24 protein-coding genes are annotated in these 23428 nt (G+C 70.7%); 16 read left to right on the plus strand and 8 right to left on the minus strand.

The window, feature by feature from the left end; all coding sequences use genetic code 11:
* Positions 1-3: 3 nt before the first annotated feature.
* On the plus strand, positions 4-1149 hold the full coding sequence (hppD, locus tag AB0G79_RS05995; RefSeq protein WP_360800799.1) for a 4-hydroxyphenylpyruvate dioxygenase: 1146 nt from the start codon (positions 4-6) through the stop codon (positions 1147-1149).
* A gap of 12 nt (positions 1150-1161) precedes the next feature.
* Here hppD and AB0G79_RS06000 read toward each other — a convergent pair whose 3' ends face one another.
* On the minus strand, positions 1162-2565 hold the full coding sequence (locus tag AB0G79_RS06000) for a tetratricopeptide repeat protein (protein WP_360800802.1): 1404 nt from the start codon (positions 2563-2565) through the stop codon (positions 1162-1164).
* 98 nt (positions 2566-2663) lie between these two features.
* On the opposite strand from AB0G79_RS06000, the gene AB0G79_RS06005 reads away from it, so the two are divergent.
* Positions 2664-4070, plus strand: a complete 1407-nt coding sequence (locus AB0G79_RS06005) for an FAD-linked oxidase C-terminal domain-containing protein (RefSeq protein ID WP_360800805.1) — start codon at positions 2664-2666, stop codon at positions 4068-4070.
* 41 nt (positions 4071-4111) lie between these two features.
* On the opposite strand, the gene AB0G79_RS06010 is transcribed toward AB0G79_RS06005, so the two are convergent.
* Positions 4112-4603: an SsgA family sporulation/cell division regulator gene (locus AB0G79_RS06010; RefSeq protein ID WP_360800808.1), complete on the minus strand. Its 492-nt coding sequence runs from the start codon at positions 4601-4603 to the stop codon at positions 4112-4114.
* A gap of 299 nt (positions 4604-4902) precedes the next feature.
* Between AB0G79_RS06010 and AB0G79_RS06015 the strand changes: the two genes are divergently transcribed.
* Together AB0G79_RS06015 and AB0G79_RS06020 are read left to right on the plus strand one after the other, a co-directional pair.
* The gene (locus AB0G79_RS06015) at positions 4903-6324 is read left to right on the plus strand and encodes an RDD family protein (RefSeq protein ID WP_360800811.1); all 1422 of its coding nucleotides are present in this window, start codon (positions 4903-4905) and stop codon (positions 6322-6324) included.
* 95 nt (positions 6325-6419) lie between these two features.
* The gene (locus AB0G79_RS06020) at positions 6420-7127 is read left to right on the plus strand and encodes an RDD family protein (RefSeq protein WP_360800814.1); all 708 of its coding nucleotides are present in this window, start codon (positions 6420-6422) and stop codon (positions 7125-7127) included.
* Positions 7128-7163: 36 nt separating this feature from the next.
* Here the strand turns inward: AB0G79_RS06020 and AB0G79_RS06025 are convergent, their stop codons facing one another.
* Positions 7164-7421 (minus strand): hypothetical protein, encoded by a 258-nt coding sequence (locus AB0G79_RS06025; RefSeq protein ID WP_360800817.1) that lies wholly within the window; start codon positions 7419-7421, stop codon positions 7164-7166.
* Between the two features lie 377 nt (positions 7422-7798).
* Here AB0G79_RS06025 and AB0G79_RS06030 point away from each other — a divergent pair, with 377 nt between their 5' ends.
* The gene (locus AB0G79_RS06030; protein ID WP_360800820.1) at positions 7799-10207 is read left to right on the plus strand and encodes an immune inhibitor A domain-containing protein; all 2409 of its coding nucleotides are present in this window, start codon (positions 7799-7801) and stop codon (positions 10205-10207) included.
* A gap of 122 nt (positions 10208-10329) precedes the next feature.
* Positions 10330-10641, plus strand: a complete 312-nt coding sequence (locus AB0G79_RS06035) for a hypothetical protein (RefSeq protein WP_360800823.1) — start codon at positions 10330-10332, stop codon at positions 10639-10641.
* Positions 10642-10647: 6 nt separating this feature from the next.
* Here the strand turns inward: AB0G79_RS06035 and AB0G79_RS06040 are convergent, their stop codons facing one another.
* Together AB0G79_RS06040 and AB0G79_RS06045 are read right to left on the minus strand one after the other, a co-directional pair.
* Complete coding sequence (locus tag AB0G79_RS06040) at positions 10648-11247, minus strand: nicotinamidase (RefSeq protein ID WP_360800825.1); 600 nt, start codon at positions 11245-11247, stop codon at positions 10648-10650.
* A gap of 89 nt (positions 11248-11336) precedes the next feature.
* The gene (locus tag AB0G79_RS06045) at positions 11337-12665 is read right to left on the minus strand and encodes a nicotinate phosphoribosyltransferase (protein ID WP_360800828.1); all 1329 of its coding nucleotides are present in this window, start codon (positions 12663-12665) and stop codon (positions 11337-11339) included.
* Positions 12666-12780: 115 nt separating this feature from the next.
* On the opposite strand from AB0G79_RS06045, the gene clpS reads away from it, so the two are divergent.
* From clpS to AB0G79_RS06080, 7 genes are all read left to right on the plus strand, one after another.
* Complete coding sequence (clpS, locus tag AB0G79_RS06050) at positions 12781-13086, plus strand: ATP-dependent Clp protease adapter ClpS (protein WP_041129438.1); 306 nt, start codon at positions 12781-12783, stop codon at positions 13084-13086.
* Positions 13086-13670, plus strand: coding sequence for a DUF2017 domain-containing protein (locus tag AB0G79_RS06055; protein WP_360800831.1), 585 nt, complete (start codon positions 13086-13088; stop codon positions 13668-13670). Before clpS ends, AB0G79_RS06055 begins: the two co-directional genes overlap by 1 nt.
* Before the next feature lie 274 nt (positions 13671-13944).
* On the plus strand, positions 13945-15375 hold the full coding sequence (locus AB0G79_RS06060; protein ID WP_360800834.1) for an amino acid permease: 1431 nt from the start codon (positions 13945-13947) through the stop codon (positions 15373-15375).
* Between the two features lie 114 nt (positions 15376-15489).
* Positions 15490-15915, plus strand: coding sequence for a M67 family metallopeptidase (locus AB0G79_RS06065; protein ID WP_360800837.1), 426 nt, complete (start codon positions 15490-15492; stop codon positions 15913-15915).
* An 84-nt stretch (positions 15916-15999) separates the two neighbouring features.
* Entirely contained in the window at positions 16000-16116 is a 117-nt protein-coding gene (locus AB0G79_RS06070; protein WP_360800839.1) for a putative leader peptide, read from the plus strand.
* A gap of 93 nt (positions 16117-16209) precedes the next feature.
* Positions 16210-16488, plus strand: a complete 279-nt coding sequence (locus AB0G79_RS06075; RefSeq protein WP_360800842.1) for a MoaD/ThiS family protein — start codon at positions 16210-16212, stop codon at positions 16486-16488.
* A 5-nt stretch (positions 16489-16493) separates the two neighbouring features.
* Positions 16494-17444 (plus strand): cysteine synthase, encoded by a 951-nt coding sequence (locus AB0G79_RS06080; RefSeq protein ID WP_360800845.1) that lies wholly within the window; start codon positions 16494-16496, stop codon positions 17442-17444.
* 40 nt (positions 17445-17484) lie between these two features.
* Here AB0G79_RS06080 and AB0G79_RS06085 read toward each other — a convergent pair whose 3' ends face one another.
* Positions 17485-17994: a type II toxin-antitoxin system PemK/MazF family toxin gene (locus AB0G79_RS06085; RefSeq protein ID WP_360800848.1), complete on the minus strand. Its 510-nt coding sequence runs from the start codon at positions 17992-17994 to the stop codon at positions 17485-17487.
* 202 nt (positions 17995-18196) lie between these two features.
* Here AB0G79_RS06085 and AB0G79_RS06090 point away from each other — a divergent pair, with 202 nt between their 5' ends.
* Positions 18197-18949: an MBL fold metallo-hydrolase gene (locus AB0G79_RS06090; RefSeq protein WP_360800851.1), complete on the plus strand. Its 753-nt coding sequence runs from the start codon at positions 18197-18199 to the stop codon at positions 18947-18949.
* Positions 18950-19027: 78 nt separating this feature from the next.
* Here the strand turns inward: AB0G79_RS06090 and AB0G79_RS06095 are convergent, their stop codons facing one another.
* Entirely contained in the window at positions 19028-20293 is a 1266-nt protein-coding gene (locus AB0G79_RS06095) for a PTS transporter subunit EIIC (RefSeq protein WP_360800854.1), read from the minus strand.
* Between the two features lie 287 nt (positions 20294-20580).
* Positions 20581-21894, minus strand: a complete 1314-nt coding sequence (locus AB0G79_RS06100; RefSeq protein WP_360800857.1) for a PTS transporter subunit EIIC — start codon at positions 21892-21894, stop codon at positions 20581-20583.
* A gap of 208 nt (positions 21895-22102) precedes the next feature.
* On the opposite strand from AB0G79_RS06100, the gene AB0G79_RS06105 reads away from it, so the two are divergent.
* On the plus strand, positions 22103-22375 hold the full coding sequence (locus AB0G79_RS06105) for a PTS glucose/sucrose transporter subunit IIB (protein WP_360801827.1): 273 nt from the start codon (positions 22103-22105) through the stop codon (positions 22373-22375).
* A 241-nt stretch (positions 22376-22616) separates the two neighbouring features.
* On the plus strand, positions 22617-23348 hold the full coding sequence (gene rph, locus AB0G79_RS06110; RefSeq protein WP_360800860.1) for a ribonuclease PH: 732 nt from the start codon (positions 22617-22619) through the stop codon (positions 23346-23348).
* Positions 23349-23428 lie beyond the last annotated feature (80 nt).

The raw sequence follows: 23428 nt of genomic DNA on the forward strand, positions 1-23428 counted from the left end.
GCCATGACTGAGACCATCGAGCACACCCCTTCCGCCGCGCGCGAGGCCGATCCCTTCCCGGTCAAGGGAATGGACGCGGTCGTCTTCGCCGTCGGCAACGCCAAGCAGGCCGCGCACTACTACTCCACGGCCTTCGGCATGAAGCTGGTCGCCTACTCCGGACCGGAGAACGGCAGCCGCGAGACCGCCAGTTACGTCCTCACCAACGGCGCCGCCCGTTTCGTGTTCACCTCCGTCATCAAGGTCTCGACCGACTGGGGCCGCTTCCTCGCCGACCACGTCGCCGAGCACGGTGACGGCGTCGTCGACCTCGCCATCGAGGTGCCGGACGCCCGCGCCGCGTACGCCTACGCCGTCGCGCACGGTGCCACCGGCATCACCGAGCCGTACGAGCTGAAGGACGAGCACGGCACCGTCGTCCTCGCCGCCATCGCCACCTACGGCAAGACCCGCCACACCCTCGTCGAGCGCTCCGGCTACGACGGCCCGTACCTCCCCGGCTTCGTCCCCGCGAACCCGATCGTCGAGCCGCCGGCCAAGCGCACCTTCCAGGCCATCGACCACTGCGTCGGCAACGTCGAGCTCGGCAAGATGAACGACTGGGTCGGCTTCTACAACCAGGTCATGGGCTTCACCAACATGAAGGAGTTCGTGGGCGACGACATCGCCACCGAGTACTCCGCCCTCATGTCGAAGGTCGTCGCGGACGGCACCCTCAAGGTGAAGTTCCCGATCAACGAGCCCGCCATCGCGAAGAAGAAGTCGCAGATCGACGAGTACCTCGAGTTCTACGGCGGCGCGGGCGTCCAGCACATCGCCCTCGCCACCAACGACATCGTCGCCACCGTCCGCGCGATGCGCGCCGCCGGCGTCTCCTTCCTCGACACCCCCGACTCGTACTACGACACCCTCGGCGAGTGGGCCGGCGAGACCCGCGTGCCCGTCGAGACCCTGCGCGAGCTGAAGATCCTCGTCGACCGCGACGAGGACGGCTACCTGCTCCAGATCTTCACCAAGCCGGTCCAGGACCGCCCGACCGTCTTCTTCGAGATGATCGAGCGCCACGGCTCCATGGGCTTCGGCAAGGGCAACTTCAAGGCCCTGTTCGAGGCGATCGAGCGCGAGCAGGAGAAGCGCGGCAACCTGTAGCACCCCCGCGCGCTAGGAGGGGGTCCGGGGCTCCTCGCCCCGGGCCCCCTCCCGCGCGCGCAGCTCCTTCGGCAGCTCGTCCGACCACTCCCCGAGCGCCGCCAGCGACTCCGTCGCCCGCCGCGCGTGCAGCGGCGAGAAGCGCGGGTTGATCCGCACCGCCTCCGCCAGGTGCCGCCGCGCCGGCCCCTCCCGGCCGAGGGCCCGCTCGATCTCGCCCCGGTGGTACGTGAACAGGGCGCTGCGCAGTCCCTCCTCGGTGGCCAGCTTCGCGTACCCCAGCGCCTCCCTCACCTTCCCCGCCCGGAACAGCGCCCAGCCCAGCGCGTCCGCCGCCGCCACCGACCGGTGCCCGCGCGCCCACTCCGCCCGCATCCGCCGCTCCGCCGCCGCCGGGTCGCCGTGGTCCGCGTCGAGCAGCCCGAGCACGACCTCCGCCCGCACCCAGGAGCCCGTCCGCAGCCGCTGGTACAGCGTCCGCGCGTCGCCGTCGAGCCCCATCGACTCGGCCAGCTCGCCCGCCTCCAGCAGGTACTCGGGCAGCGGCAGCCGGGCCAGCGCCACCCGCCAGTCGCGCAGCGCCTCCTCCGGCCGGTCCAGGGCCGCGTGCGCCCGCGCACGCCCCGCGAGGGACGGGCCGTGGTCCGGTACGAGCCGCAGCGCCGACTCGTACCGGGCGAGGGCCTCCGCCGCGTCGCCGCGCTCCCACGCCAGGTCCCCCAGCCGCCCGAGCGCCGCCGCCTTGTCCGGGTCCGCCTCCGCGAGCGCCACGGCGTCCAGGGCCGCCGCGTCGGCGCCCTCGCGCCACCCCCGGTCGCGGTACGTCCCCGAGGCCCTGGCCCGCACCACCGCGCCCCCGTGCAGCCCCTCCAGGCTCTCCAGGGCCTCGCGGGCCTTCCCGTACTGCCCGAGGCCGTTGTACGCGTCGATGAGCAGCGGGTACACCGGCCAGCGCTTCGGCTCGGCCTTCCGCACCCGCTCGCCGAGCTCCCGCGCGGTCCGCCAGTCGCCGCGCGCCCCCGCGAGCGCCCCGAGCGCCAGCTCCGCCGCCGGATTGCCGCGCGCCGCCGGCCGCTCGGCCAGCGAGCGCTTGAGCGCCCGCTCCGCGAGCGGGTAGTCCCGTACGTCGCCGGTGCGCGTCCCCCGCTCGGTGTACGCGGCGCCCAGCACCGCCCACGACTCCGCGTCGCCCGGGTGGTCGCCGAGCCAGGTCTCCCGGTCCGTGATCAGCGCGGCCAGGTCCGGCAGCGCCGCCTGCGCGCCGGCGTGCGCGGCGCTCGTCGCCCGCTCGGCAGGACCGGGCGCGCGTGGCGGCCCGGGGTCGACGATCCCGGGGACGTACGCCAGGGCGGCCGCCGCGAGCACCGCCCCCACACCCGCCGCGAGCACCGTCCTCGACACGTTCTCGCTCTTCATGGCGCTCACTGTGCGCCCCCCGACGCCGGTACGAAGACCACACGAAGCGCCCGCCCCGGCGGGTTCACACCGATGGCCCCCGGTGCCAGTCTTGACGCATGGACGACGATCTCCAGAGGGACCGCCGGGCGGACCTCCCGACCCGGCTCCACGCGGCCCTGCGCACCGGGCTTCCCCCCGAGGCGCTCCTCACCGACCCGGACGTCACGGCCTCCTACGCCCACGACATGGCGAGCTTCTGCACGGCCGGCACCCCCGCGGCCGTCGTGCTCCCGCGCACCGTCGACCAGGTCCGGCACGTGATGCGGACCGCCACCGAGCTCCGCGTCCCCGTCGTCCCCCAGGGGGCCCGCACGGGCCTGTCCGGCGGCGCCAACGCCACCGACGGCTGCATCGTGCTCTCCCTGGTCAAGATGGACCGCATCCTGGAGATCAACCCGGTCGACCGGATCGCCGTCGTCGAACCGGGTGTCGTCAACGCGGTGCTCTCACGTGCCGTCGCCGAACACGGCCTGTATTACCCGCCCGACCCGTCGAGCTGGGAGACCTGCACGATCGGCGGGAACATCGGCACCGCCTCGGGCGGTCTGTGCTGCGTGAAGTACGGCGTCACCGCCGAGTACGTCCTCGGCCTCGACGTCGTCCTCGCCGACGGCCGGCTCCTGTCCACCGGCCGCCGCACCGCCAAGGGCGTCGCCGGATATGACCTGACCAGGCTCTTCGTGGGCTCCGAAGGCAGTCTCGGCGTCGTCGTCGGCGCGGTGCTCGCGCTCAGGCCCCAGCCGCCCGAGCAGCTCGCGCTCGCCGCCGAGTTCCCCTCCGCGGCGGCCGCCTGCGAGGCGGTCTGCGCCATCATGGAGCGAGGCCACACGCCTTCGCTGCTCGAACTGATGGACCGCACCACCGTCCAGGCGGTCAATAGGCTCGCCCACATGGGGCTGCCCGACACCACTGAGGCGCTGCTCCTGTGCGCCTTCGACACCCCGGACCCGGCCGCCGATCTGGCCGCCGTCGGGGAGCTGTGCGCGGCCGCGGGCGCCACCGAGGTCGTCCCGGCCGCCGACGCCGCCGAGTCCTCGCTCCTGCTCCAGGCGCGCAGGCTCTCGCTCACCGCCCTGGAGACGATCAAGTCCGCGACGATGATCGACGACGTCTGCGTGCCCCGGACGCGGCTGGCCGAGATGCTCGGCGGCACGGCGGCGATCGCGGAGAAGTACGACCTGACGATCGGCGTCTGCGCGCACGCGGGGGACGGCAACACCCACCCGGTCGTCTGCTTCGACCACCGGGACGAGGACGAGTCGCGGCGGGCGCGGGAGTCCTTCGACGAGATCATGGCGCTCGGCCTCGCGCTCGGCGGCACGATCACCGGCGAGCACGGCGTGGGCGTCCTCAAGAAGGAGTGGCTGGCGAGGGAGTTGGGCCCGGTCGGCCTCGAACTCCAGCGAGGGATCAAGCGCACCTTCGACCCGCTCGGACTGCTCAACCCCGGAAAGCTCTTCTGAGGCGTCCCCGGGCCGCGGTACGAGGGTGAGGCGACGGCCGGTCACAGCTCGCCGTCCTGCGACTCGTCCGACGGCCACGGGTCGCTCAGCCACAGCTCGTCGGTGAAGACGGTGGTCGCGAGGAGCTCGGCGAGCCCCTCGTCCATCCCGAGCCGCTCGCTCTCGGTGCCGGGCGGCACCGCGCGCAGGGTCCGCTCCAGCCAGGCGGACACCTGCGCGGACGGGGCTTCGAGGAGCGCGTCGCCGTCGGGGGAGGAGAGCGCCATCAGGACGACGCTGCTGCCCTCGACCTTCGTCGGCCAGATGCGGACGTCGCCGTGGCCGCAGGCCCGGAAGACGCCCTCGACGAGCAGCTCGCGCGCGAAGGTCCAGTTGACCGGGTGGTCGGTGCCGACGTGGAAGGTGATGTGGACGGCGTACGGGTCGTCGGTGCGGTACGACAGCCGCGCGGGCACAGGGACGGCGCGCTCGGGGGAGAGCACCAGCTTCAGCTCCAGCTCGCGCTCGACGGTGGTGTTGTCGGTGTTCTGCATGGTCGGTACGTCCTCTCGTGACCGGCCCCGGACGGGCCTTCACCTGGAGAGAGCGGGGCCCACGCGGTTCATTACGCGGGTTCGGGAAGTTTTTTCCGGGAAATTTTTCCGGGAGGTTCTCCAGAGGCCCGAACATCACCGTGAGTGATTCATTCCGTTTCCTGTCGCCCGAAGGCGGCCTTTCTCGTGGGCTCTTTCATCCCCGGGGGACGTTCTTCGTTACTGTCCTCCTTGGGCGCGGCACGCCCGGGGGAGCGGCCGTGGGATCAAAGGCGTTGTGACTGAACGGAGTCGGGGCAGTGGCTACTCCTCCTGGAGGCGGCGGAGAAGTACCGCAGGCGGGGTACTACCCGGACCCCTCCATTCCCGGATACATCCGGTACTGGAACGGGGGCGCCTGGGTGCCCGGCACGAGCCGGCCCGCGCCCAAGGACGGCGAGGGCACACCGACCCCGCCCGCCGGGGCGATCCCCGCGGGCCCGATCCTGGCCCCCGGCCCGGCCCCCGCGCCGGTGGTCACGGCCCCGGCGCCCGCTCCGGCCCCGGCTCCGTTTCCGGCCCCGGCCCCGATTCCGGCCCCGGCCCCGGCACCCGCCCCCGCCCCCGCGCCCGTTCCCGCCGTCGAGGAGACCGGGCCGGTCTTCTTCGACGACCTCGACGACGAGGGCACCGCGACGCCGGAGCCCTCCTCGGCCTGGCAGGCGGACACCTCCCGGCAGGGCGGCTTCGGCGGCGAGCGCGACCAGAGGATCTCCTGGGGCGCGCCCGCACCGCAGTCCGCACCGCAGTCCGCGCCGCAGTCCGTGCCGGACCCCCGTACTCCGGCGGAGTGGCCCGTCGCGGGCGCGACGGAACCGGCCGCCGAACCCCGTGCGGCGGCCCCGGCGCCCGCCCCCGCACCGGCGCCCGCCCCGGCCCCGGCCCCGGCGCCCGCGCCCGCCCCCGCACCGGACCCCCGGGCCGCCGGCGGAGCCGCCCGCCTCGGCGGCATGCCGGTGACCCCCATGCCGGCCCCGGCCCCCGCGCCGGCCCCCGCCGCCGCGCCCGCCCCGGCGCCTGTCCCGGCCCCCGAGCCCGCGGCCCAGCAGGCCCCGGCCCCCGCTCCCGTACCGCAGAAGACTCCCTCCTGGGCCCAGCAGCCCCAGCCCCAGCCGCAGCCCCAGGAGCAGCAGCCGCCGGTCGTCCCCTGGAAGCCCCCCGTCGAGGACGTCTTCCAGAAGGCGGCCCGTGAGCAGGCCGCGGCCCGGCCCGCCGGGCTCGGCCGCCGGCTGCTCGCCCGGCTGATCGACACCGTCGTCCTGGGCGCCCTCGTGGGCGCCGCCGCCGTGCCCTTCGTGACGGCCGCGCTCGACCACATCGACGGCAAGATCGAGGCGGCCAAGCAGTCCGGCACCACCGTGCAGGTCTGGCTCCTGGACGGGACGACCTCCGTCCAGTTCGGCATCGTGCTCGCCGCCCTCCTCGTCATCGGCGTCCTGTACGAGGCGCTCCCCACCGCCAAGTGGGGCCGCACGCTCGGCAAGAAGCTGTGCGGCGTCCAGGTCCGAGACATCGAGGCGCACCAGCCGCCCTCGTTCGGCAAAGCGCTCCGCCGCTGGCTCGTCTACAGCCTCCTCGGGCTGCTGGCGATCGGTGTCGTCAACGTCCTGTGGTGCCTCTTCGACCGGCCCTGGCGCCAGTGCTGGCACGACAAGGCGGCCCGCACCTTCGTGGCCCGCTGACCCGTTCGCGGAAGCCGTCCCCCGTTCGCGGAAGCCGTCCCCCGTTCGGGGGACGATCTTTTGCGGGGCCGCCGCTCCCGGGATGCACTGCCCCCATGAGCACCGACCAGCCGCCGCCCGGCCAGCCGCCCGAGGAGGATCCGTTCCTCAAGAGGCCGCAGGAGCCCACACCCCCCTCCGGCGGGCAGCCGCCGCCCGCCGGGCCGCCGCCCGCGGGACCTCCGCCGGGCGGGCCGCCGCCCGGTAACCCGTACGGCAGTCCGTACGACAACATGCCCCCGCCGCCGTACGGGGGGAGCTACAGCGGTGGCTTCGGCGGCACGGACCCGCTCGCCGGCATGCCGCCGCTCGCGGAGACCGGCCGGCGCGTCCTCGCCCGGCTGATCGACTGGCTGATCATCGCGATCCCGCTCGCGCTCATCGGCATCCCGTTCGACATCTACAAGAAGGTGTCCGAGGACGACCTCGGCGACACCGTGACCTTCAGCGGCGGCGGGCAGCTGGTGTTCCAGCTCCTCACGATCGTCGCGTACATCACGTACGACACGGTGATGACGGCCCAGACGGGGCAGACCGTCGGCAAGAAGCTGATGAAGCTCCGGGTCGCGATGCTCAACGACGGCTCGACGCCCCCGATGAGCCAGTCGCTGCTGCGGGCCACGGTGCTGTGGCTGCCCGCCCTGATCTGCTGCGCCTGCCTGTGGCCGCTGATCCTGCTCATCCTGATCCTGGTCGACAAGCCCTACAAGCAGGGCCTGCACGACAAGGCGGCGAAGACGGTGGTCGTCACGGCGGCCCGGTAGAAGTCCGCGCAGTAGCCGGAGCTTACGGACGAAACGTCACGAAGAGATCCGGGTGTCGCTCCCCGCGCCCACGCGCTGAGCCGGTACCCGGATCTCTTCGCGTACGGGGGGCTTGACGTGCCGGGTGCGCACCGGCATCGTCACCGCCACGAGGACTCCGAGCAGCAGCCCGGCGGTACAGACCACCGCGATTCCCAGGGGCGTCGTCGTACCGGAGAGCAGCAGCAGGGCGACGGTCGCGAGCACGACGGTGGCCGAACCGTAGGTGAGCTGTGCGGTGTTCGGACGCGGCATGACTGATCCGTCCCTCGGGCTTCCCGGCCGACCGGCCGACTCAACGGGCGACTCTGCGGGCGACTCTACGAGTTCCCTGCCCGGGTGGTGCCGGCGGTAAGCGTGACCTTACCCAGGGGAGTGCGGGGTGCGGGGGCACGAGGGGCGCACGGCGTCATGAAATCCGCCACACGCGCCGGGAGATGCGCCTGCCCAGGCCAGGAGTGTGTCCGATTATCGGAATTCCACTCCCGCATAGTGCAGTTGGCCTGTGCAAGTCAAGATCTGTCTTTTCTGGCGTCACTCCGGTCAAATGTCGTCACTTGTGACGCGCGCACCCGCCGGACGGACACCCCACCTTCGGTCCGAGGCGTGGGCGCCGGGGAGGACTACACCAAGTGACCAACACTCGACGGGCGTTCCGAGCGTCCGCAGTCGTCGTGGCGCTCGCGGCCACGGCCGCCACCGCTTCGGCCTTCACCACCGCCACGGCGGTCGACCACGGCAACGTGGAGCCGGCAGGCATCCAGACCGTCGACAAGACGACGGTCGACCACGACCTCGAGGGCCCGTTCACCGGCCAGGAGGAGCAGCAGCGCAAGGCGGCTCTCCAGCAGGTCCTGAGCGGCGAGTCCAAGGTCGAGAACCGCAACGGTTCCAAGGTCGTCAAGCTCGACAACAAGAAGTACGTCGAGCTGGGCCGCGAGAAGACCGACAAGATCTTCACGATCCTCGTCGAGTTCGGCGACCAGGTGGACACCACCACCCTGGTCGACCGTGACGACGACGACACCACCGACCTCAAGCCGAAGTACGGTGGCGAGCCCGGCCCGCTGCACAACGCGATAGCCAAGCCCGACCGCGCGAACGACAACTCCACGGCCTGGCAGGCGGACTACAACCAGCAGCACTTCCAGGACCTGTACTTCGGTACCGGCAAGGACGCCCAGGGCAAGCCCAAGGAGTCCCTGAAGACCTACTACGAGAAGACCTCGTCCGGCCGCTACTCGGTCGACGGCACGGTCTCCGACTGGGTCAAGGTCCCGTACAACGAGGCCCGTTACGGCTCCAACTGGTGCGGCGACTCCAACTGCAACAACGTCTGGGACACCGTCCGCGACGGTGTGACCGCCTGGGTCGCCGACCAGAAGGCCAAGGGCAAGACCGACGCCCAGATCAAGGCCGAGCTCGCCACGTACGACGCGTGGGACCGCTACGACTTCGACGGCGACGGCAACTTCAACGAGTCCGACGGCTACATCGACCACTTCCAGCTCGTGCACGCGGGCGAGGACGAGTCGGCCGGCGGCGGCGCGCAGGGCGGCGACGCCCTCTGGGCCCACCGCTGGTACGCCTACGGCACCGACGCGGGCAAGACCGGCCCGTCGAACAACAAGGCCGGCGGCACCCCGATCGGCGACACCGGCATCTGGGTCGGCGACTACACGATGCAGCCGGAGAACGGCGGCCTCGGCGTCTTCGCGCACGAGTACGGCCACGACCTCGGCCTGCCGGACCACTACGACACCTCCGGTGGCGAGAACTCGACCGGCTTCTGGACCCTCATGTCCTCCGGTTCGTGGCTCGGCGAGGGCAAGGACGCCATCGGCGACCTGCCCGGCGACATGACCGCGTGGGACAAGCTCCAGCTCGGCTGGCTGAACTACGCCAAGGTCAGCGACTGGCAGCGCGGCACCAAGACGACCCACAAGCTGGGCGTCGCGGAGTACAACACCAAGAACCCGCAGGCGCTCGTCGTCGAGCTGCCGAAGAAGGCCGTCACCACCGAGATCGTGCCCCCCGCCGAGGGCGCCACCCAGTGGTGGAGCGACATGGGTGACGACCTCAAGAACACCCTGACGCGCTCCGTCGACCTGACGGGCAAGTCCTCGGCCTCCCTGGAGCTCCAGGGTTGGTGGGACATCGAGAAGGGCTACGACTTCCTCTACGCGGAGGTCTCCACCGACGGCGGCGCCAACTGGACCGCCCTCGACGGCACCGCCAACGGCGTGGCCCTGCCGAAGGACGCCTCCGGCGCCCCGTCGCTGACGGACGTCTCCGGCACGCACCAGAAGCTGGTCTACGGCCTGAACGCTTACGCGGGCAAGAAGTTCGACCTCCGCTTCCGCTACCAGACGGACGGCGGCGCGGGCGGCAAGGGCTTCACCGCCGACGCCATCACGGTGACCGCCGACGGTGCGGCCGTCCTGTCCGACGGCGCCGAGAACGGCGACAACGGCTGGGTCGCGAAGGGCTTCTCGCGCGTCGGGAAGGGCTTCACGAAGGAGTACGAGCAGTACTACCTCGCGGAGAACCGCCAGTACGTCTCGTACGACAAGACCCTCAAGGTCGGCCCGTACAACTTCGGTTTCACGGGTGACAAGGCGAGCTGGGTCGAGCACTACCCGTACCAGAACGGTCTGCTCATCTGGAAGTGGGACCTGTCCCAGAAGGACAACAACACCTCCAAGCACCCCGGTGTGGGCCGCGTCCTCCCGATCGACGCCCACCCGAGCCCGCTGAAGTGGACGGACGGCACGCTCATGCGCAACCGCGTGCAGTCGTACGACGCCCCGTTCAGCCTCTCCCGCACCGACGGTTTCCAGCTGCACAAGCTCGGCAACCCGACGTGGGTCCCGTCGCAGGCCGGCAACCCGACCTTCGACGACCGCAAGGGCACGTACTGGTTCAAGGAGACCGAGCGCGCGGGTGTCCAGGTAACTGACACCAACACCAAGATCCAGGTCGTCAAGGAGCCGAAGGATGGCCAGACGATCACGGTTCAGGTCGGTCCCTCGACCAAGTAATTAGCAAAACCGCAGGTCAAACCATGATCGGCCGTCGCCCTCTAGCGGGCGGCGGCCGATCGTGTTTAGGTGCGTCTGACGCGGTTCTTATTGACATCTGATCCACGGGGGAGTGGTTCCGCATGCCCAACGGAGGGTTCTGCAAGCTGCCTGGCGGCAGCGTGGTCGTCGCGATAGGGCTCCCGAGTCCGGCCCGCGACGGCGGTTCGGTCCGCTTCCTGGTCCACGCGGCGAACCGGGCCCGAGCCCTGACCAGGCTCCGGAACCTGGGCCTCCGGGCGGTCTACCTCCGCGGCAACAGCGAGCCGCCGACCCCGGACGAGATCACGGCCGTCCTGCACCACCCGGACGGCCTCCTGTGGAAGTCCACCCCGGGCGCGGCCCAGGAGCTCTGGCACCCCGTACGGTCCCTGCCGAGGGAACCGGCGGCCTGACCCCGGCTACGCCACCACGGGGCTGCCCGTGAGCTCGACGCCCGCCGCGCGGAGCTCCTCCAGGGCCCTGTCCGTGGTCTCCCGCGCGACGCCGGCCGTCAGGTCGAGCAGGACGTGGGTGCGGAAGCCCTCGCGTGCGGCGTCGAGCGCGGTGGCGCGGACGCAGTGGTCGGTGGCGATGCCGACGACGTCGACCTCGGTGACCTCCCGCTCGCGCAGCCACCGCGCGAGCGTCGTGCCGTTCTCGTCGAGGCCCTCGAAACCGCTGTACGCGGCCTCGTAGGCGCCCTTGTCGAAGACGGCGTCGATCGCGCCGCTGGCGACGGCCGGCGCGAAGTTCGGGTGGAAGCCGACGCCCTCCGTGCCGGCCACGCAGTGGGCCGGCCAGGAGGAGACGTAGTCGGGGGCCTCGCCCTGCTGCGCGAAGTGCGCGCCCGGGTCGACGTGGTGGTCACGGGTGGCCACCACGTGTCGGTACGCGCTGCCCGCGGCCTGGCCGACCAGGTCGGTGATGGCGGCGGCGACGTCCGCGCCGCCGGTCACCGCGAGGCTGCCGCCCTCGCAGAAGTCGTTCTGAACGTCCACAACGATCAATGCGCGGTGCATGGCGGGTGTCCTTAGCGCGTCGGCGGGGGAAAGGGGCGAGATCGAGCCTAGAGACTTCCCCCTCCCGGCGGGAGGGGGCGTCCGAAGCCTCAGATGTACTCCGTCGGCAGCACCGGCTCGCCCCGGGAGAGCTGGATCGCCGACATCGGCAGCCCGGCGCGGGCCGCGATGTGCCGGGCCCGCGCGGCTTCGAGGGGCTCCCTGGCCACCACGTCGCCGCCCTTGACCAGCTCGACGAGGAGCTGGTGGTCGGCGAGCTCCGGCGGGACCGGTCCCGTGCCCACGACCTCCGCCTCGGCGGCCCCGGACGCGTCCCGGCGCCGGGCCGCCCACTTGCGGCCGCCGACCGAGGCCTTGCCGCCCAGGGACTTCTTCGCGACCGGCACCAGGGGCGCCTTCGGGTCGGCGGAGGCGGCCCGCGCGACGAGCTTGTAGACCATGGAGCAGGTCGGGTGGCCGCTGCCGGTCACCAGCTGCGTCCCCACCCCGTACGCGTCGACCGGCGCCGCCGCCAGCGAGGCGATGGCGTACTCGTCGAGGTCCGAGGTGACCACGATCCGCGTGTCCCGCGCGCCGAGCTCGTCCAGCTGCGCCCGGACCCGGTGGGCCACGAGGAGCAGGTCGCCCGAGTCGATCCGTACGGCTCCGAGCTCGGGGCCGGCGATCTCGACGGCGGTCCTGACCGCCTCGGTCACGTCGTAGGTGTCGACGAGCAGGGTCGTACCCCGGCCCAGCGAGTCGACCTGGGCGCGGAAGGCGTCCCGCTCGCTGTCGTGGAGCAGGGTGAAGGCGTGCGCGGAGGTCCCGACGGTCGGGATGCCGTACCGGAAGCCGGCCGCGAGGTCCGAGGTGGAGTCGAAACCGCCGACGTACGCGGCACGGGCCGAGGCGACGGCCGCGAGCTCGTGGGTGCGCCGGGCTCCCATCTCGATGAGGCGGCGGCCGCCGGCGGCCGCCGACATGCGGGAGGCGGCGGCGGCGATGGCCGAGTCGTGGTTGAGGATCGAGAGGATCACCGTCTCCAGGAGCACGCACTCCGCGAAGGAGCCCTCGACGCGCAGCACGGGCGAGCCGGGGAAGTACACCTCGCCCTCGGGGTAGCCCCAGATGTCGCCGGAGAAGCGGTATCCGGCCAGCCACTCCAGGGTCGGCTCGTCGACGATGCCCCGCTCGCGCAGGAAGCCGAGGACGGCGGGGTCGAATCGGAAGTTCTCGACGGCGTCCAGGACCCGGCCGACGCCCGCGAGGACGCCGTACCGGCGGCCCTCGGGCAGCCGGCGGGTGAAGACCTCGAAGACGGAGCGCCGGTCGGCGGTTCCGGCCCTCAGGGCCGCCTGGAGCATGGTCAGCTCGTACTGATCGGTGAAGAGCGCGGTCGACGGCACGTCCACCGGCAGCCCAAGGTCCGCAGCGTTCATGGCAAGGATGCTAGCGCAGAAATCGTCAGTTTGACGAATAGTGGTGCGCCCGCGTTCCCGGCGGGGCGAGCCCCCGTTTGTGCGGCGGGCCCCCAGGGGTGACAACATGGGCTGAGTGAGCGTCGCGCCTATTGAGATCGAACGTACGGAATCGGCCGAGGAGGTCTCCGCCGTCGTCGAACCCGACGTGCCGTGGGTGACCCTCGTGCACAACGACCCGGTCAACCTGATGAGCTACGTGGAGTACGTGTTCCAGTCGTACTTCGGCTACTCCAAGGACAAGGCGCACAAGCTGATGCTCGACGTGCACAACAAGGGCCGCGCGGTGGTCTCCAGCGGCACCCGCGAGGAGATGGAACGGGACGTGCAGGCCATGCACGGCTACGGGCTGTGGGCGACGCTCTCCCAGGACCGCTTCTGATGGCCGGCCAGTTCGAGTCCCTGCCCGGCGGCGGGGCGGCCGTCGCGCTCGACGAGGTCGAGATCTCCATCCTCCGCTCCCTCTCCGTGCAGCTCATGGAGCTGATCGGCCCGGGCGACGAGCCCGACGCCGACGCCGACCCACTGGCCGCGCTCTTCGCCGAGGGCCCCTCCGAGCCCCCGTCCGACCCGGCCCTGCGGCGCCTCTTCCCCGACGCGTACGGGGACGAGAGCGAGGACCTCCGGGCGGCGGCCTCCGACTTCCGCCGCTTCACCGAGAACGACCTGCGGGCCCGCAAGCGGACGGACGCGCTCACGGTCGTCCGCGCGCTCGACGAGCTCTCCGGCGCCTCGGCGGGCGAGGGCGGGGCCGTCCTGAAGCTGACCCCGGACGAGTCCCGGGCCTGGCTCGGCGCGCTCAACGACCTCCGGCTGACCATCGGGACCCGCCTGGACATCCAGGACGACGAGGAGAGCGAGCGGCTGTACCGGCTGCCGGACTCCGACCCGCGCAAGCCGATGGTGATGGCGTACCTCTGGCTGGGGGCGCTCCAGGAGTCGCTCGTCGGCACGCTGATGCCGTAGGCGCGGACGTTCGCTCAGCGGACGCTCAAATCCGGATAACGAATGCGTCATCAGGCTGTCACTCTTCTCCATTAAGTCCCTTTTGCGCACATTTGCCACCCCGTGGGGCGTGATACATCTTCACGACCGCTCGGGGACGCCACCCCTGTTCCCGAGGGCGCTTTGACCGGCTGACCGCCGGTGGCACTCCATCCATATCCGGGGGGATCAGGATCTGATCCGCGGCAGACGCACTCGCAGTCGCGCGGATCGGTGTGGAGAAAGGCGCACGACCATGACCTCTCTGAGGGTCGACGACAAGCAGCCCGACGCGACCGGCGAGGTCCCGGGCGAGGGTTACCACCGGGCACTCGGCGCCCGGCAGATCCAGATGATCGCCATCGGCGGAGCGATCGGCACCGGCCTCTTCCTGGGCGCCGGCAAGGGCATCTCCATCGCGGGACCGAGCCTGATCCTGGCGTACGCCGTCGCCGGCCTCGTGATCTTCTTCATCATGCGGGCGCTCGGCGAGCTCCTCATGTACCGCCCGGTCTCGGGCTCCTTCTCCGAGTACGCCCGCGAGTTCATGGGCCCCTTCGCCGGCTTCGTGACCGGATGGACGTACTGGCTCTTCTGGGTCGTCACCGGCATCACCGAGGTCACCGCCGCGGCCACCTACATGACCTACTGGTGGGACATCCCGCAGTGGATCTCGGCCCTCGTCTTCACGGTCATCCTCTACGGCGCCAACCTGATCTCGGTGAAGCTCTTCGGTGAGCTCGAGTTCTGGTTCTCGATGGTCAAGGTCACCGCGATCATCGGCATGATCCTCATCTGCGCCGGCATCCTGACCCTCGGCTTCTCCGACGCGGGCGACACCGCCTCCGTCACCCACCTGTGGGACCTCGGCGGCTTCTTCGCAGGCGAGGACGGCATCCTCTCCACCCTCATGACCCTCCAGATGGTCATGTTCGCCTTCCTCGCCGTCGAGCTCGTCGGCGTCACCGCCGGCGAGTCCAAGGACCCGAAGACGGTCCTGCCGAAGGCGATCAACACCGTGCCGTGGCGCATCGCCGTCTTCTACGTCGGCGCGCTGATCATGATCCTGTCGGTCGTCCCGTGGACCGAGTTCCAGCCGGGCGTCTCCCCGTTCGTCGCGGCCTTCGAGAAGATGGGCCTCGGCGTCGGCGCCGCGATCGTCAACTTCGTCGTCCTGACGGCCGCGCTCTCCTCCTGCAACTCGGGCATGTACTCCACCGGCCGCATGCTGCGCGACCTCGCGCTCAACGGCCAGGGCCCCAAGGTCTTCACGAAGCTGACCCGCTCCGGCACCCCGCTCATCGGCACCACGGTCTCCGCCGCGCTGATGATGGTCGGCGTCTGGATCAACTACCAGTGGCCGGGCGACGCCTTCAACTACGTCGTCTCCTTCGCGACCATCTCCGGCATGTGGGCCTGGATCGCCATCCTCGTCTGCCACATCCGCTACCGCGCCAAGGCCGACCGCGGCGAGCTCCCCGAGTCCTCCTTCAAGGCGCCCGGCGGCATCTGGCTCAGCGCCTTCGCCCTGGCCTTCCTCGCCATGGTCCTCGTGACCATGGGCATGGACGCCGGCAACCGGGTCGCGCTGTACGGCGCGCCGGTCTGGGGCCTGGTCCTCGCCGTCTCCTACCTGGTGCTCAAGGCCCGCAACCCCGAGGGCGCCGCCTTCGCCAAGCGCTCCTGACGCTCCTGATCCTCCGGACGCACTCGATACGCCCCTGACCTGCAAGGTCTCAGCATTCGGGCCGTCTCGTACCAATCCTCGGTACGAGACGGCCCGTCTGTTTATCCTGTCGGCATGCTGACCATCACCCGGGCCCTGTTCGACCAGATCGTGGAACACTCCCGCGCCGACCACCCCGACGAGGCCTGCGGCGTGGTCGCGGGTCCGGTCGGCAGCGGCCGCCCCGAGCGCTTCATCCCCATGCTGAACGCCGCCCGCTCGCCCACCTTCTACGAGTTCGACTCCGCGGACCTGCTCAAGCTCTACCGCGACATGGACGACCGGGACGAGGAGCCCGTGATCGTCTACCACTCGCACACCGCCACCGAGGCCTACCCGTCGCGCACCGACATCACGTACGCCAACGAGCCCCAGGCCCACTACGTCCTGGTCTCCACCGCCGACACCGACGGCGCAGGACCCTTCCAGTTCCGTTCCTTCTCGATCGTCGACGGCGTGGTCACCGAGGAGGAGGTCGAGGTCGTCGAGGCGTACGCCTAGGAACGGTCCGACAGGCGAGCGCGGATCTTCCATCATGTGAGATCACATTCCGAAACCCGGACCGGGAATCGATACGATGAGCCCATGGTTTCCCACGACGTGAGCGAACAGATGCCGAGCAGCGCCCTGCTCGTGGCGCGCCTCCACGTCGACCTGGGCCGCCTCGCCAGCGCGATGTGTCCGTCCCGCGCTGCGCTCTGAGCGACCCGCCGAGCGCCCCTCACCGTACGACCCCCTCCGCGCGGGGCCACAGAAGCGCGCCCATCACGCCACTTCCCTTCAGGAGCCCACGCCATGGCCATCGAGGTCCGCATCCCGACCATCCTCCGCACCTACACCGACGGCGAGAAGGCCGTCCAGGGCAGCGGTGGCACCCTCGCCGAGCTCTTCGCCGACCTGGAGTCCCGCCACAACGGGATCGAGGCCCGCATCGTCGACGACGGCAAGCTCCGCCGCTTCGTCAACGTCTACCTGAACGACGAGGACGTCCGCTTCCTCGACGGCATCGAGACGAAGCTCTCCGACGGCGACAGCGTCACGATCCTGCCGGCCGTCGCCGGTGGCATGGTCTGATCCGCATGCGCTACGACTCCCCGCTGGCGGCGGTCGGCAACACCCCGCTGGTCCGGCTTCCCCGGCTCTCGCCCTCGGACGACGTCCGCATCTGGGCGAAGCTGGAGGACCGCAACCCGACCGGCTCGGTCAAGGACCGCCCCGCGCTCCACATGATCGAGCAGGCCGAGAAGGACGGCCGGCTCACCCCCGGCTGCACCATCCTGGAGCCGACCAGCGGCAACACCGGCATCTCGCTGGCCATGGCCGCCAAGCTCAAGGGCTACCGCATCGTCTGCGTCATGCCCGAGAACACCAGCGAGGAGCGGCGCCAGCTGCTCGCCATGTGGGGCGCCGAGATCATCTCGTCCCCCGCGGCGGGCGGGTCGAACACGGCGGTACGGGTCGCCAAGGAGCTCTCCGCCGAGCACCCGGACTGGGTGATGCTCTACCAGTACGGCAACCCGGACAACGCGGGCGCCCACTACGCCACCACGGGCCCCGAGCTCCTCGCCGACCTCCCGTCGATCACCCACTTCGTCGCCGGTCTCGGCACGACGGGGACGCTCATGGGCGTCGGCCGGTACCTGCGCGAGCAGAAGCCGGACGTGAGGATCGTCGCCGCCGAGCCGCGCTACGACGACCTCGTGTACGGCCTGCGGAACCTCGACGAGGGCTTCGTGCCGGAGCTGTACGACGCATCGGTCCTCACGACCCGCTTCTCGGTCGGCTCGGCCGACGCGGTCACCCGTACCCGCGAACTCCTCCAGCAGGAGGGCATCTTCGCGGGCGTCTCGACCGGCGCGGCCCTGCACGCGGCCATCGGCGTCGGCAACAAGGCGGTCAAGGCGGGGGAGAGCGCGGACATCGCGTTCGTCGTCGCCGACGGCGGCTGGAAGTACCTGTCGACCGGCCTCTACACGGCGGCGACCACGGAGGAAGCGATCGCGGCGGTCCAGGACCAGCTCTGGGCCTGAGCCCCCTCCTCCGTACCGAAGATCACCGCACAACCGCAGATCACCGCGCGAGATGGCGGACCTGGTCCCAGACGACCGGGTCCGCCTCTCCCACTCTCCGGCGGAAGTCCGCCACGGGAACCTCCCGCAGCTCGTCCGTCTCCAGGAAGCTCGGCCGCCCCTGCGCGTCACCGACCGCGCCCGGCGGCAGCGGGATCACGCCCGGCCGCTCGTCGTGGTACTTGCTGGTGATCTTGGCGACGAGCGCGTGGTCGCCGTGCAGCGCCAGGACCAGGCACGGCCGGTCCTTCGACCCCGGACCGTCCTCGAAGGGCACGTCGGCCCACCAGATCTCGCCCGCCTTCGGCTGCCGTCCCGGCCGGGCGGGACCCTTCCGCGGCCCTTCCGGCCGACCCGGCGGCCTCCGCTGCGGCCGGGTCCGCCCCGACGGCCGGCCCGAGGGCCGCCCCGAAGGCCGGCGGCGCGAGGACCGCTTCCACCCGTCGGCGACCGCCACCACCAGCGCGATCACCACGACCGCGACCAGCGCGGGCCACCATGACGTGTCCATACCGCAAGACGGTACCCGCGCGCGGCCCACTTCGCCGTGACGCCTCGCCATCCATCCGAACCGGTGACAGAGCCCGTGAGTTCGCCCACAACGGGCCGCCACGAAGGAGCGACAGGCCCGAGTGCGCCTTACGCTCGACTGACCGCACAGCCTCCCCCTCCCTCAGCGCGTTTCCCGCACCCGTCCCGGAGGTTCACGCTCCATGAAGCTCACCGTCGTCGGTTGCTCCGGGTCGTTCCCGTCCGCGGATTCGGCCTGCTCGAGCTACCTCGTCGAGGCCGACGGCTTCCGGTTGCTCCTCGACATGGGCAACGGCGCCCTCGGCGAGCTGCAACGGCACATCGGTCTGTACGACCTCGACGCGATCTTCCTCAGCCATCTGCACGCGGACCACTGCATCGACATGTGCGGCTACTTCGTCGCCCGTTACTACCGCCACGAGGGCGGACGCTGCCCCGCGATCCCGGTGTACGCCCCCGAGGGCGCCGAGCAGCGGCTGACCACGGCGTACGCGGACACACCGTCACCCTCCTCCATGAGCGAGGTCTTCGACTTCCGCACGCTGACCTCGGGCTCCTTCGAGATCGGCCCCTTCTCGGTCCGTACGCAGAAGGTCGCGCACCCCGTGGAGGCGTACGGCATCCGCGTCGAGCACGGCGGGCGCTCGCTCACGTACTCCGGGGACACCGGGGTCTGCGAGGCCCTCGACGACCTCGCCGAGGGCACCGACCTCTTCCTCTGCGAGGCCTCCTTCACCCACGGCAAGGAGGACATCCCGGACCTCCACCTCAACGGCCGGGAGGCCGGGGCGCAGGCGGAGCGGTCGCGGGCGGGGCGGCTCGTCCTCACCCACATCCCGCCGTGGACGGACGGCGAGCGGAACCTCCAGGACGCGCGCGAGGTGTACGCGGGACCGGCGGAGCTGGCGCGGCCGGGCGCGGTGTACGAGGTCTGAGCCCGGCCGGTACGACCAAGGGGGAAGGCCCCGGAACCTGATCGGTTCCGGGGCCTTCCCCCTTGCTGCGGGTGGGACTCACGCCTTGGTGAGGTCCTCGATCTCCTCCTCGGGCTCGCGGCCCGGGGTGGTGAGGTTGAACTTGGTGATCGCGAAGCGGAAGACCACGTAGTAGATCGCCGCGAAGACGAGGCCGATCGGGATGATCAGCCAGGGCTTGGTCGCGAGGTTCCAGTTCAGCAGGTAGTCGATCGCACCTGCGGAGAAGGTGAAGCCGGTGTGGACGCCGAACGCCCAGGTGACGGCCATCGAGACGGCGGTCAGGACCGCGTGGATCGCGTAGAGGACCGGCGCGATGAACATGAAGGTGAACTCGATCGGCTCGGTGATACCGGTGACGAAGGAGGTCAGCGCGAGCGAGAGCATCATGCCGAGGACGGCCTTGCGGCGCTCGGGGCGAGCGGCGTGGGCGATGGCCAGGGCGGCGGCCGGGAGGCCGAACATCATGATCGGGAAGAAGCCGGTCATGAACATTCCGGCGCTCGGGTCACCGGCGAAGAAGCGGGTCAGGTCGCCGTGGACGACGTCGCCGGCCGCGTTGGTGAAGTCGCCGATCTGGAACCAGGCGACGGAGTTCACGAACTGGTGCATGCCGACGGGGAGCAGACCGCGGTTGATGAGGCCGAAGAGGCCGGCGCCACCGGAGCCGAGGCCGGTCATCCACTCGCCGAAGCTGGAGATGCCCTCGCCGATCGGCTCCCAGACCAGGCCGAAGACGACGCCGACGGCGGTGCCGACGAAGGCCATGATGATCGGGACGAGACGGCGGCCGTTGAAGAAGCCGAGCCAGTCGACCAGCTTGGTGCGGTGGAACTTCTGCCACAGGACCGCGGAGAGCAGACCCATGATGATGCCGCCGAGGACACCGGGGTTGTTGTACGTCGCGGCGACGTCGACACCCTTGTTGGCGGTCGTGTTGATGACCGCCTCGGTGACCGGGAAGGCCTTCAGCACGTTGCTGTAGACCAGGAAGCCGACGAGCGCGGCCAGAGCGGTCGAGCCGTCCGCCTTCTTGGCGAAGCCGATGGCGACACCGATGCAGAAGAGCAGGGGCAGGTTGTCGAAGACCGCGCCACCGGCGGTGGCGAAGACCGACGCGACCTTGCCCCAGGCGAGGCCGTCGGCACCGAAGACGTCGGGCTGGCCGAGACGGAGCAGAATACCCGCGGCCGGCAGAACGGCGATCGGCAGCTGCAGGCTGCGACCGACCTTCTGCAGGCCCTGGAACAGGCCGGATCCACGCTTCTTCGCGGGAGCCGCGGCCTGGGCGGTGGCCGTACTCATCAACTTCCTCCAGTAAGGCAAGGCGCCGCCAGGGACATGAACACGGGGGGAGGCGACGTCTCGTGGAACGCGGTGGTCTGGACCGCGTGGTCTACACCAATCAGTGGTGTAGACCAGTTTTAGCACGTGAGACTTAGATAAGGAACCTGCGAATTTTGTGGTCCGAGCCATAGCCGGAAATGCACGACATAAGGCCCCCGGACCGTCAGGTCCAGGGGCCTCATGAGGGGCTTACGGAGGGGTCTAAAGCCCCGAAACGGACAGGGTCGGGAGCCCTGGGAGCGGCGCTACTTCACGTTCTCCCGCTCGATCTCGTCCTCCACCTCGTCGGGCTCGCGGCCCGGCGTCTGGAGGTTGAACTTCTTGATCGCGAACACGAAGATCGCGTAGTACACGACCGCGAAGGCGAGACCGATCGGAATGATCATCCATGGCTTCGTCGCGAGGCTCCAGTTGATCACGTAGTCGATCAGACCGGCCGAGAAGCTGAAGCCGTCCTTGACGCCGAGCCCCCACGTCACCGCCATCGAGACACCGGTCAGCACCGCGTGGATCGCGTACAGCACCGGGGCGATGAAGAGGAACGAGTACTCGATCGGCTCGGTGATGCCGGTGACGAACGAGGTCAGGCCGACCGACAGCATCATGCCGCCGACCACCTTCTTCCGGTGCGGCTTCGCGCAGTGGTAGATCGCGAGCGCCGCCGCCGGGAGGGCGAACATCATGATCGGGAAGAAGCCCGAGGTGAACTGGCCGGCCGTCGGGTCGCCCGCGAGGAAGCGGTTGATGTCACCGTGGACGATCGTGCCGTCCGGCTTCGTGTAGTCGCCGAACTGGAACCAGACGAAGGTGTTCAGGAACTGGTGCAGGCCGACCACGAGCAGTGCGCGGTTGGCGACGCCGAAGATGCCCGAACCGCCCGAACCGAGGTCCACCAGCCACTCCGAGAAGCTGGTCAGGGCGTCACCGATCGGCGGCCAGATCCAGACGCAGAGCCCGGCGAAGAGCAGGCCCACGAAGGCCATGATGATCGGGACGAGACGGCGGCCGTTGAAGAAGCCGAGCCAGTCGACCAGCTTCACGCGGTGGTACCGCTGCCAGAACCAGGCCGACAGCAGGCCCATCACGATGCCGCCGAAGACGCCGGGGTTCTGGTACGCCGCCTGACTGGACGTCCCGTCCTCCGCCACGCACAGACCGCTCCACATGCCGGCGCCCGAGAAGTTCGCGCCGGGCACGCAGTCCTCGGGGAAGGCGCGGAGCACCGCGTAGTAGACGAGGAAGCCGGCGACGGCGGCGAGCGCCGTCGAGCCGTCCGCCTTCTTCGCCATGCCGATCGCGACGCCGATGCAGAAGAGGAGCGGCAGACCGAGGTTGGAGTCGAGCAGCGCGCCGCCCGCCGCCGCGAAGACCTTGGCGATGTTGTTCCAGCCCAGGCCGTCGGCGCCGAAGACGTCCGGTTGGCCCAGCCGGTTGAGGATGCCCGCGGCCGGCAGTACGGCGATGGGGAGCTGGAGGCTGCGCCCCATCTTCTGGAGGCCTTGGAAGAGTCCGTTCCAGGCGGATTTCTTCGGCGCCGCCGCGGCGCTGCTGGTACTCATCGGCGTCCTCCCTGCCCGGAACAAGCCGGGTCCGCGTTCCGTTGCACACTGGTGTAGACCAGTTGCGGTAGCCTTCGGGGGCCCGCTGAGGACAGGCCGCCGGTGATCGTCATCATTCGGCAGAACGGCGGCAGTCGCGCGCATAGTTGGGCCAACCGTGGGTTACGGTGACAAAGCGGACCTCAGGTGAGACCTCAGGTGCGCCGAGATTCGCGCCCGCGCGAACAGAACGGACAGGGAGAAACGCATGGCCAGCAAGGCTGAGAAGATCATCGCCGGGCTCGGCGGCATCGACAACATCGAAGAGGTCGAGGGCTGCATCACCCGCCTGCGCACCGAGGTCGTCGACGCGTCGAAGGTCGACGAGGCCGCCCTCAAGGCCGCCGGTGCCCACGGTGTCGTGAAGATGGGCACGGCCATCCAGGTCGTCATCGGCACCGACGCCGACCCGATCGCCGCGGAGATCGAAGACCTCATGTGAGCGGGGGCGGCCCGTCCGCCCCGCTCGCTTCCCGACAGGGGCCCGTTCCGGCAGGGGAACGGGCCCTTCGTCGTACGCCCCCCGCCGCCCGCGCCCCCGGGCTCGTACGGCCGCCGCCCCCGCACGCCCTCCGAACCCGCGCGCCCCCGGGCTGGTACGGCCGCCGCCCCCGTACGCCCTCCGGCCGCCCGTGCGCCCCTGCTCGTACGGCCGCCCGCCCCCGTACGGATACGCTCGTCGCATGTCTCGAATCGACGGCCGTACCCCCGAACAGCTCCGCCCCGTCACCATCGAACGCGGATGGAGCAAGCACGCCGAGGGCTCCGTCCTCGTCTCCTTCGGCGACACCAAGGTCTTCTGCACCGCCTCCGTCACCGAAGGCGTCCCGCGCTGGCGCAAGGGCAGCGGCGAAGGCTGGGTCACCGGCGAGTACTCGATGCTCCCCCGCGCCACCAACACCCGCGGCGACCGCGAGTCCGTCCGCGGCAAGATCGGCGGCCGCACCCACGAGATCTCCCGCCTCATCGGCCGCTCGCTGCGCGCCGTCATCGACTACAAGGCCCTCGGCGAGAACACGATCGTCCTCGACTGCGACGTCCTCCAGGCCGACGGCGGCACCCGCACGGCGGCGATCACCGGCGCGTACGTGGCACTCGCCGACGCCGTCGCCTGGGCGCAGGGCAAGAAGCTGGTCAAGGCCGGCCGCAAGCCGCTGACCGGCACCGTCGCCGCCGTCTCCGTCGGCATCGTCGACGGCGTCCCCCTCCTCGACCTCTGCTACGAGGAGGACGTCCGCGCCGACACCGACATGAACGTCGTCTGCACCGGCGACGGCCGCTTCGTCGAGGTCCAGGGCACCGCCGAGGCCGAGCCCTTCGACCGCAAGGAGCTCAACGCCCTCCTCGACCTCGCCTCCGGCGGCTGCGCCGAACTGGCCGAGATCCAGCGCAAGGCCCTCGACGGAACCCTCTAGCCCCCCGGCGGCGTCCTCACGGGCGGGCGACACGGATAAGCTCCGTGCCGCCCGCCCGTCTCTGTGCCGTACGTACCTGG

Source organism: Streptomyces sp. NPDC020807 (assembly GCF_040641575.1).
In the GTDB taxonomy this organism is placed as follows: domain Bacteria; phylum Actinomycetota; class Actinomycetes; order Streptomycetales; family Streptomycetaceae; genus Streptomyces.

Excerpts from the sequence above, each read along its gene's own strand:
- hppD (WP_360800799.1), top strand. The coding sequence starts at position 4 with ATGACTGAGACCATCGAGCACACCCCTTCCGCCGCGCGCGAGGCCGAT.
- AB0G79_RS06000 (WP_360800802.1), bottom strand. The coding sequence starts at position 2,565 with ATGAAGAGCGAGAACGTGTCGAGGACGGTGCTCGCGGCGGGTGTGGGG.
- AB0G79_RS06005 (WP_360800805.1), top strand. The coding sequence starts at position 2,664 with ATGGACGACGATCTCCAGAGGGACCGCCGGGCGGACCTCCCGACCCGG.
- AB0G79_RS06010 (WP_360800808.1), bottom strand. The coding sequence starts at position 4,603 with ATGCAGAACACCGACAACACCACCGTCGAGCGCGAGCTGGAGCTGAAG.
- AB0G79_RS06020 (WP_360800814.1), top strand. The coding sequence starts at position 6,420 with ATGAGCACCGACCAGCCGCCGCCCGGCCAGCCGCCCGAGGAGGATCCG.
- AB0G79_RS06025 (WP_360800817.1), bottom strand. The coding sequence starts at position 7,421 with ATGCCGCGTCCGAACACCGCACAGCTCACCTACGGTTCGGCCACCGTC.
- AB0G79_RS06035 (WP_360800823.1), top strand. The coding sequence starts at position 10,330 with ATGCCCAACGGAGGGTTCTGCAAGCTGCCTGGCGGCAGCGTGGTCGTC.
- AB0G79_RS06040 (WP_360800825.1), bottom strand. The coding sequence starts at position 11,247 with ATGCACCGCGCATTGATCGTTGTGGACGTTCAGAACGACTTCTGCGAG.
- AB0G79_RS06045 (WP_360800828.1), bottom strand. The coding sequence starts at position 12,665 with ATGAACGCTGCGGACCTTGGGCTGCCGGTGGACGTGCCGTCGACCGCG.
- AB0G79_RS06055 (WP_360800831.1), top strand. The coding sequence starts at position 13,086 with ATGGCCGGCCAGTTCGAGTCCCTGCCCGGCGGCGGGGCGGCCGTCGCG.
- AB0G79_RS06060 (WP_360800834.1), top strand. The coding sequence starts at position 13,945 with ATGACCTCTCTGAGGGTCGACGACAAGCAGCCCGACGCGACCGGCGAG.
- AB0G79_RS06065 (WP_360800837.1), top strand. The coding sequence starts at position 15,490 with ATGCTGACCATCACCCGGGCCCTGTTCGACCAGATCGTGGAACACTCC.
- AB0G79_RS06070 (WP_360800839.1), top strand. The coding sequence starts at position 16,000 with ATGGTTTCCCACGACGTGAGCGAACAGATGCCGAGCAGCGCCCTGCTC.
- AB0G79_RS06075 (WP_360800842.1), top strand. The coding sequence starts at position 16,210 with ATGGCCATCGAGGTCCGCATCCCGACCATCCTCCGCACCTACACCGAC.
- AB0G79_RS06080 (WP_360800845.1), top strand. The coding sequence starts at position 16,494 with ATGCGCTACGACTCCCCGCTGGCGGCGGTCGGCAACACCCCGCTGGTC.
- AB0G79_RS06085 (WP_360800848.1), bottom strand. The coding sequence starts at position 17,994 with ATGGACACGTCATGGTGGCCCGCGCTGGTCGCGGTCGTGGTGATCGCG.
- AB0G79_RS06090 (WP_360800851.1), top strand. The coding sequence starts at position 18,197 with ATGAAGCTCACCGTCGTCGGTTGCTCCGGGTCGTTCCCGTCCGCGGAT.
- AB0G79_RS06095 (WP_360800854.1), bottom strand. The coding sequence starts at position 20,293 with ATGAGTACGGCCACCGCCCAGGCCGCGGCTCCCGCGAAGAAGCGTGGA.
- AB0G79_RS06100 (WP_360800857.1), bottom strand. The coding sequence starts at position 21,894 with ATGAGTACCAGCAGCGCCGCGGCGGCGCCGAAGAAATCCGCCTGGAAC.
- rph (WP_360800860.1), top strand. The coding sequence starts at position 22,617 with ATGTCTCGAATCGACGGCCGTACCCCCGAACAGCTCCGCCCCGTCACC.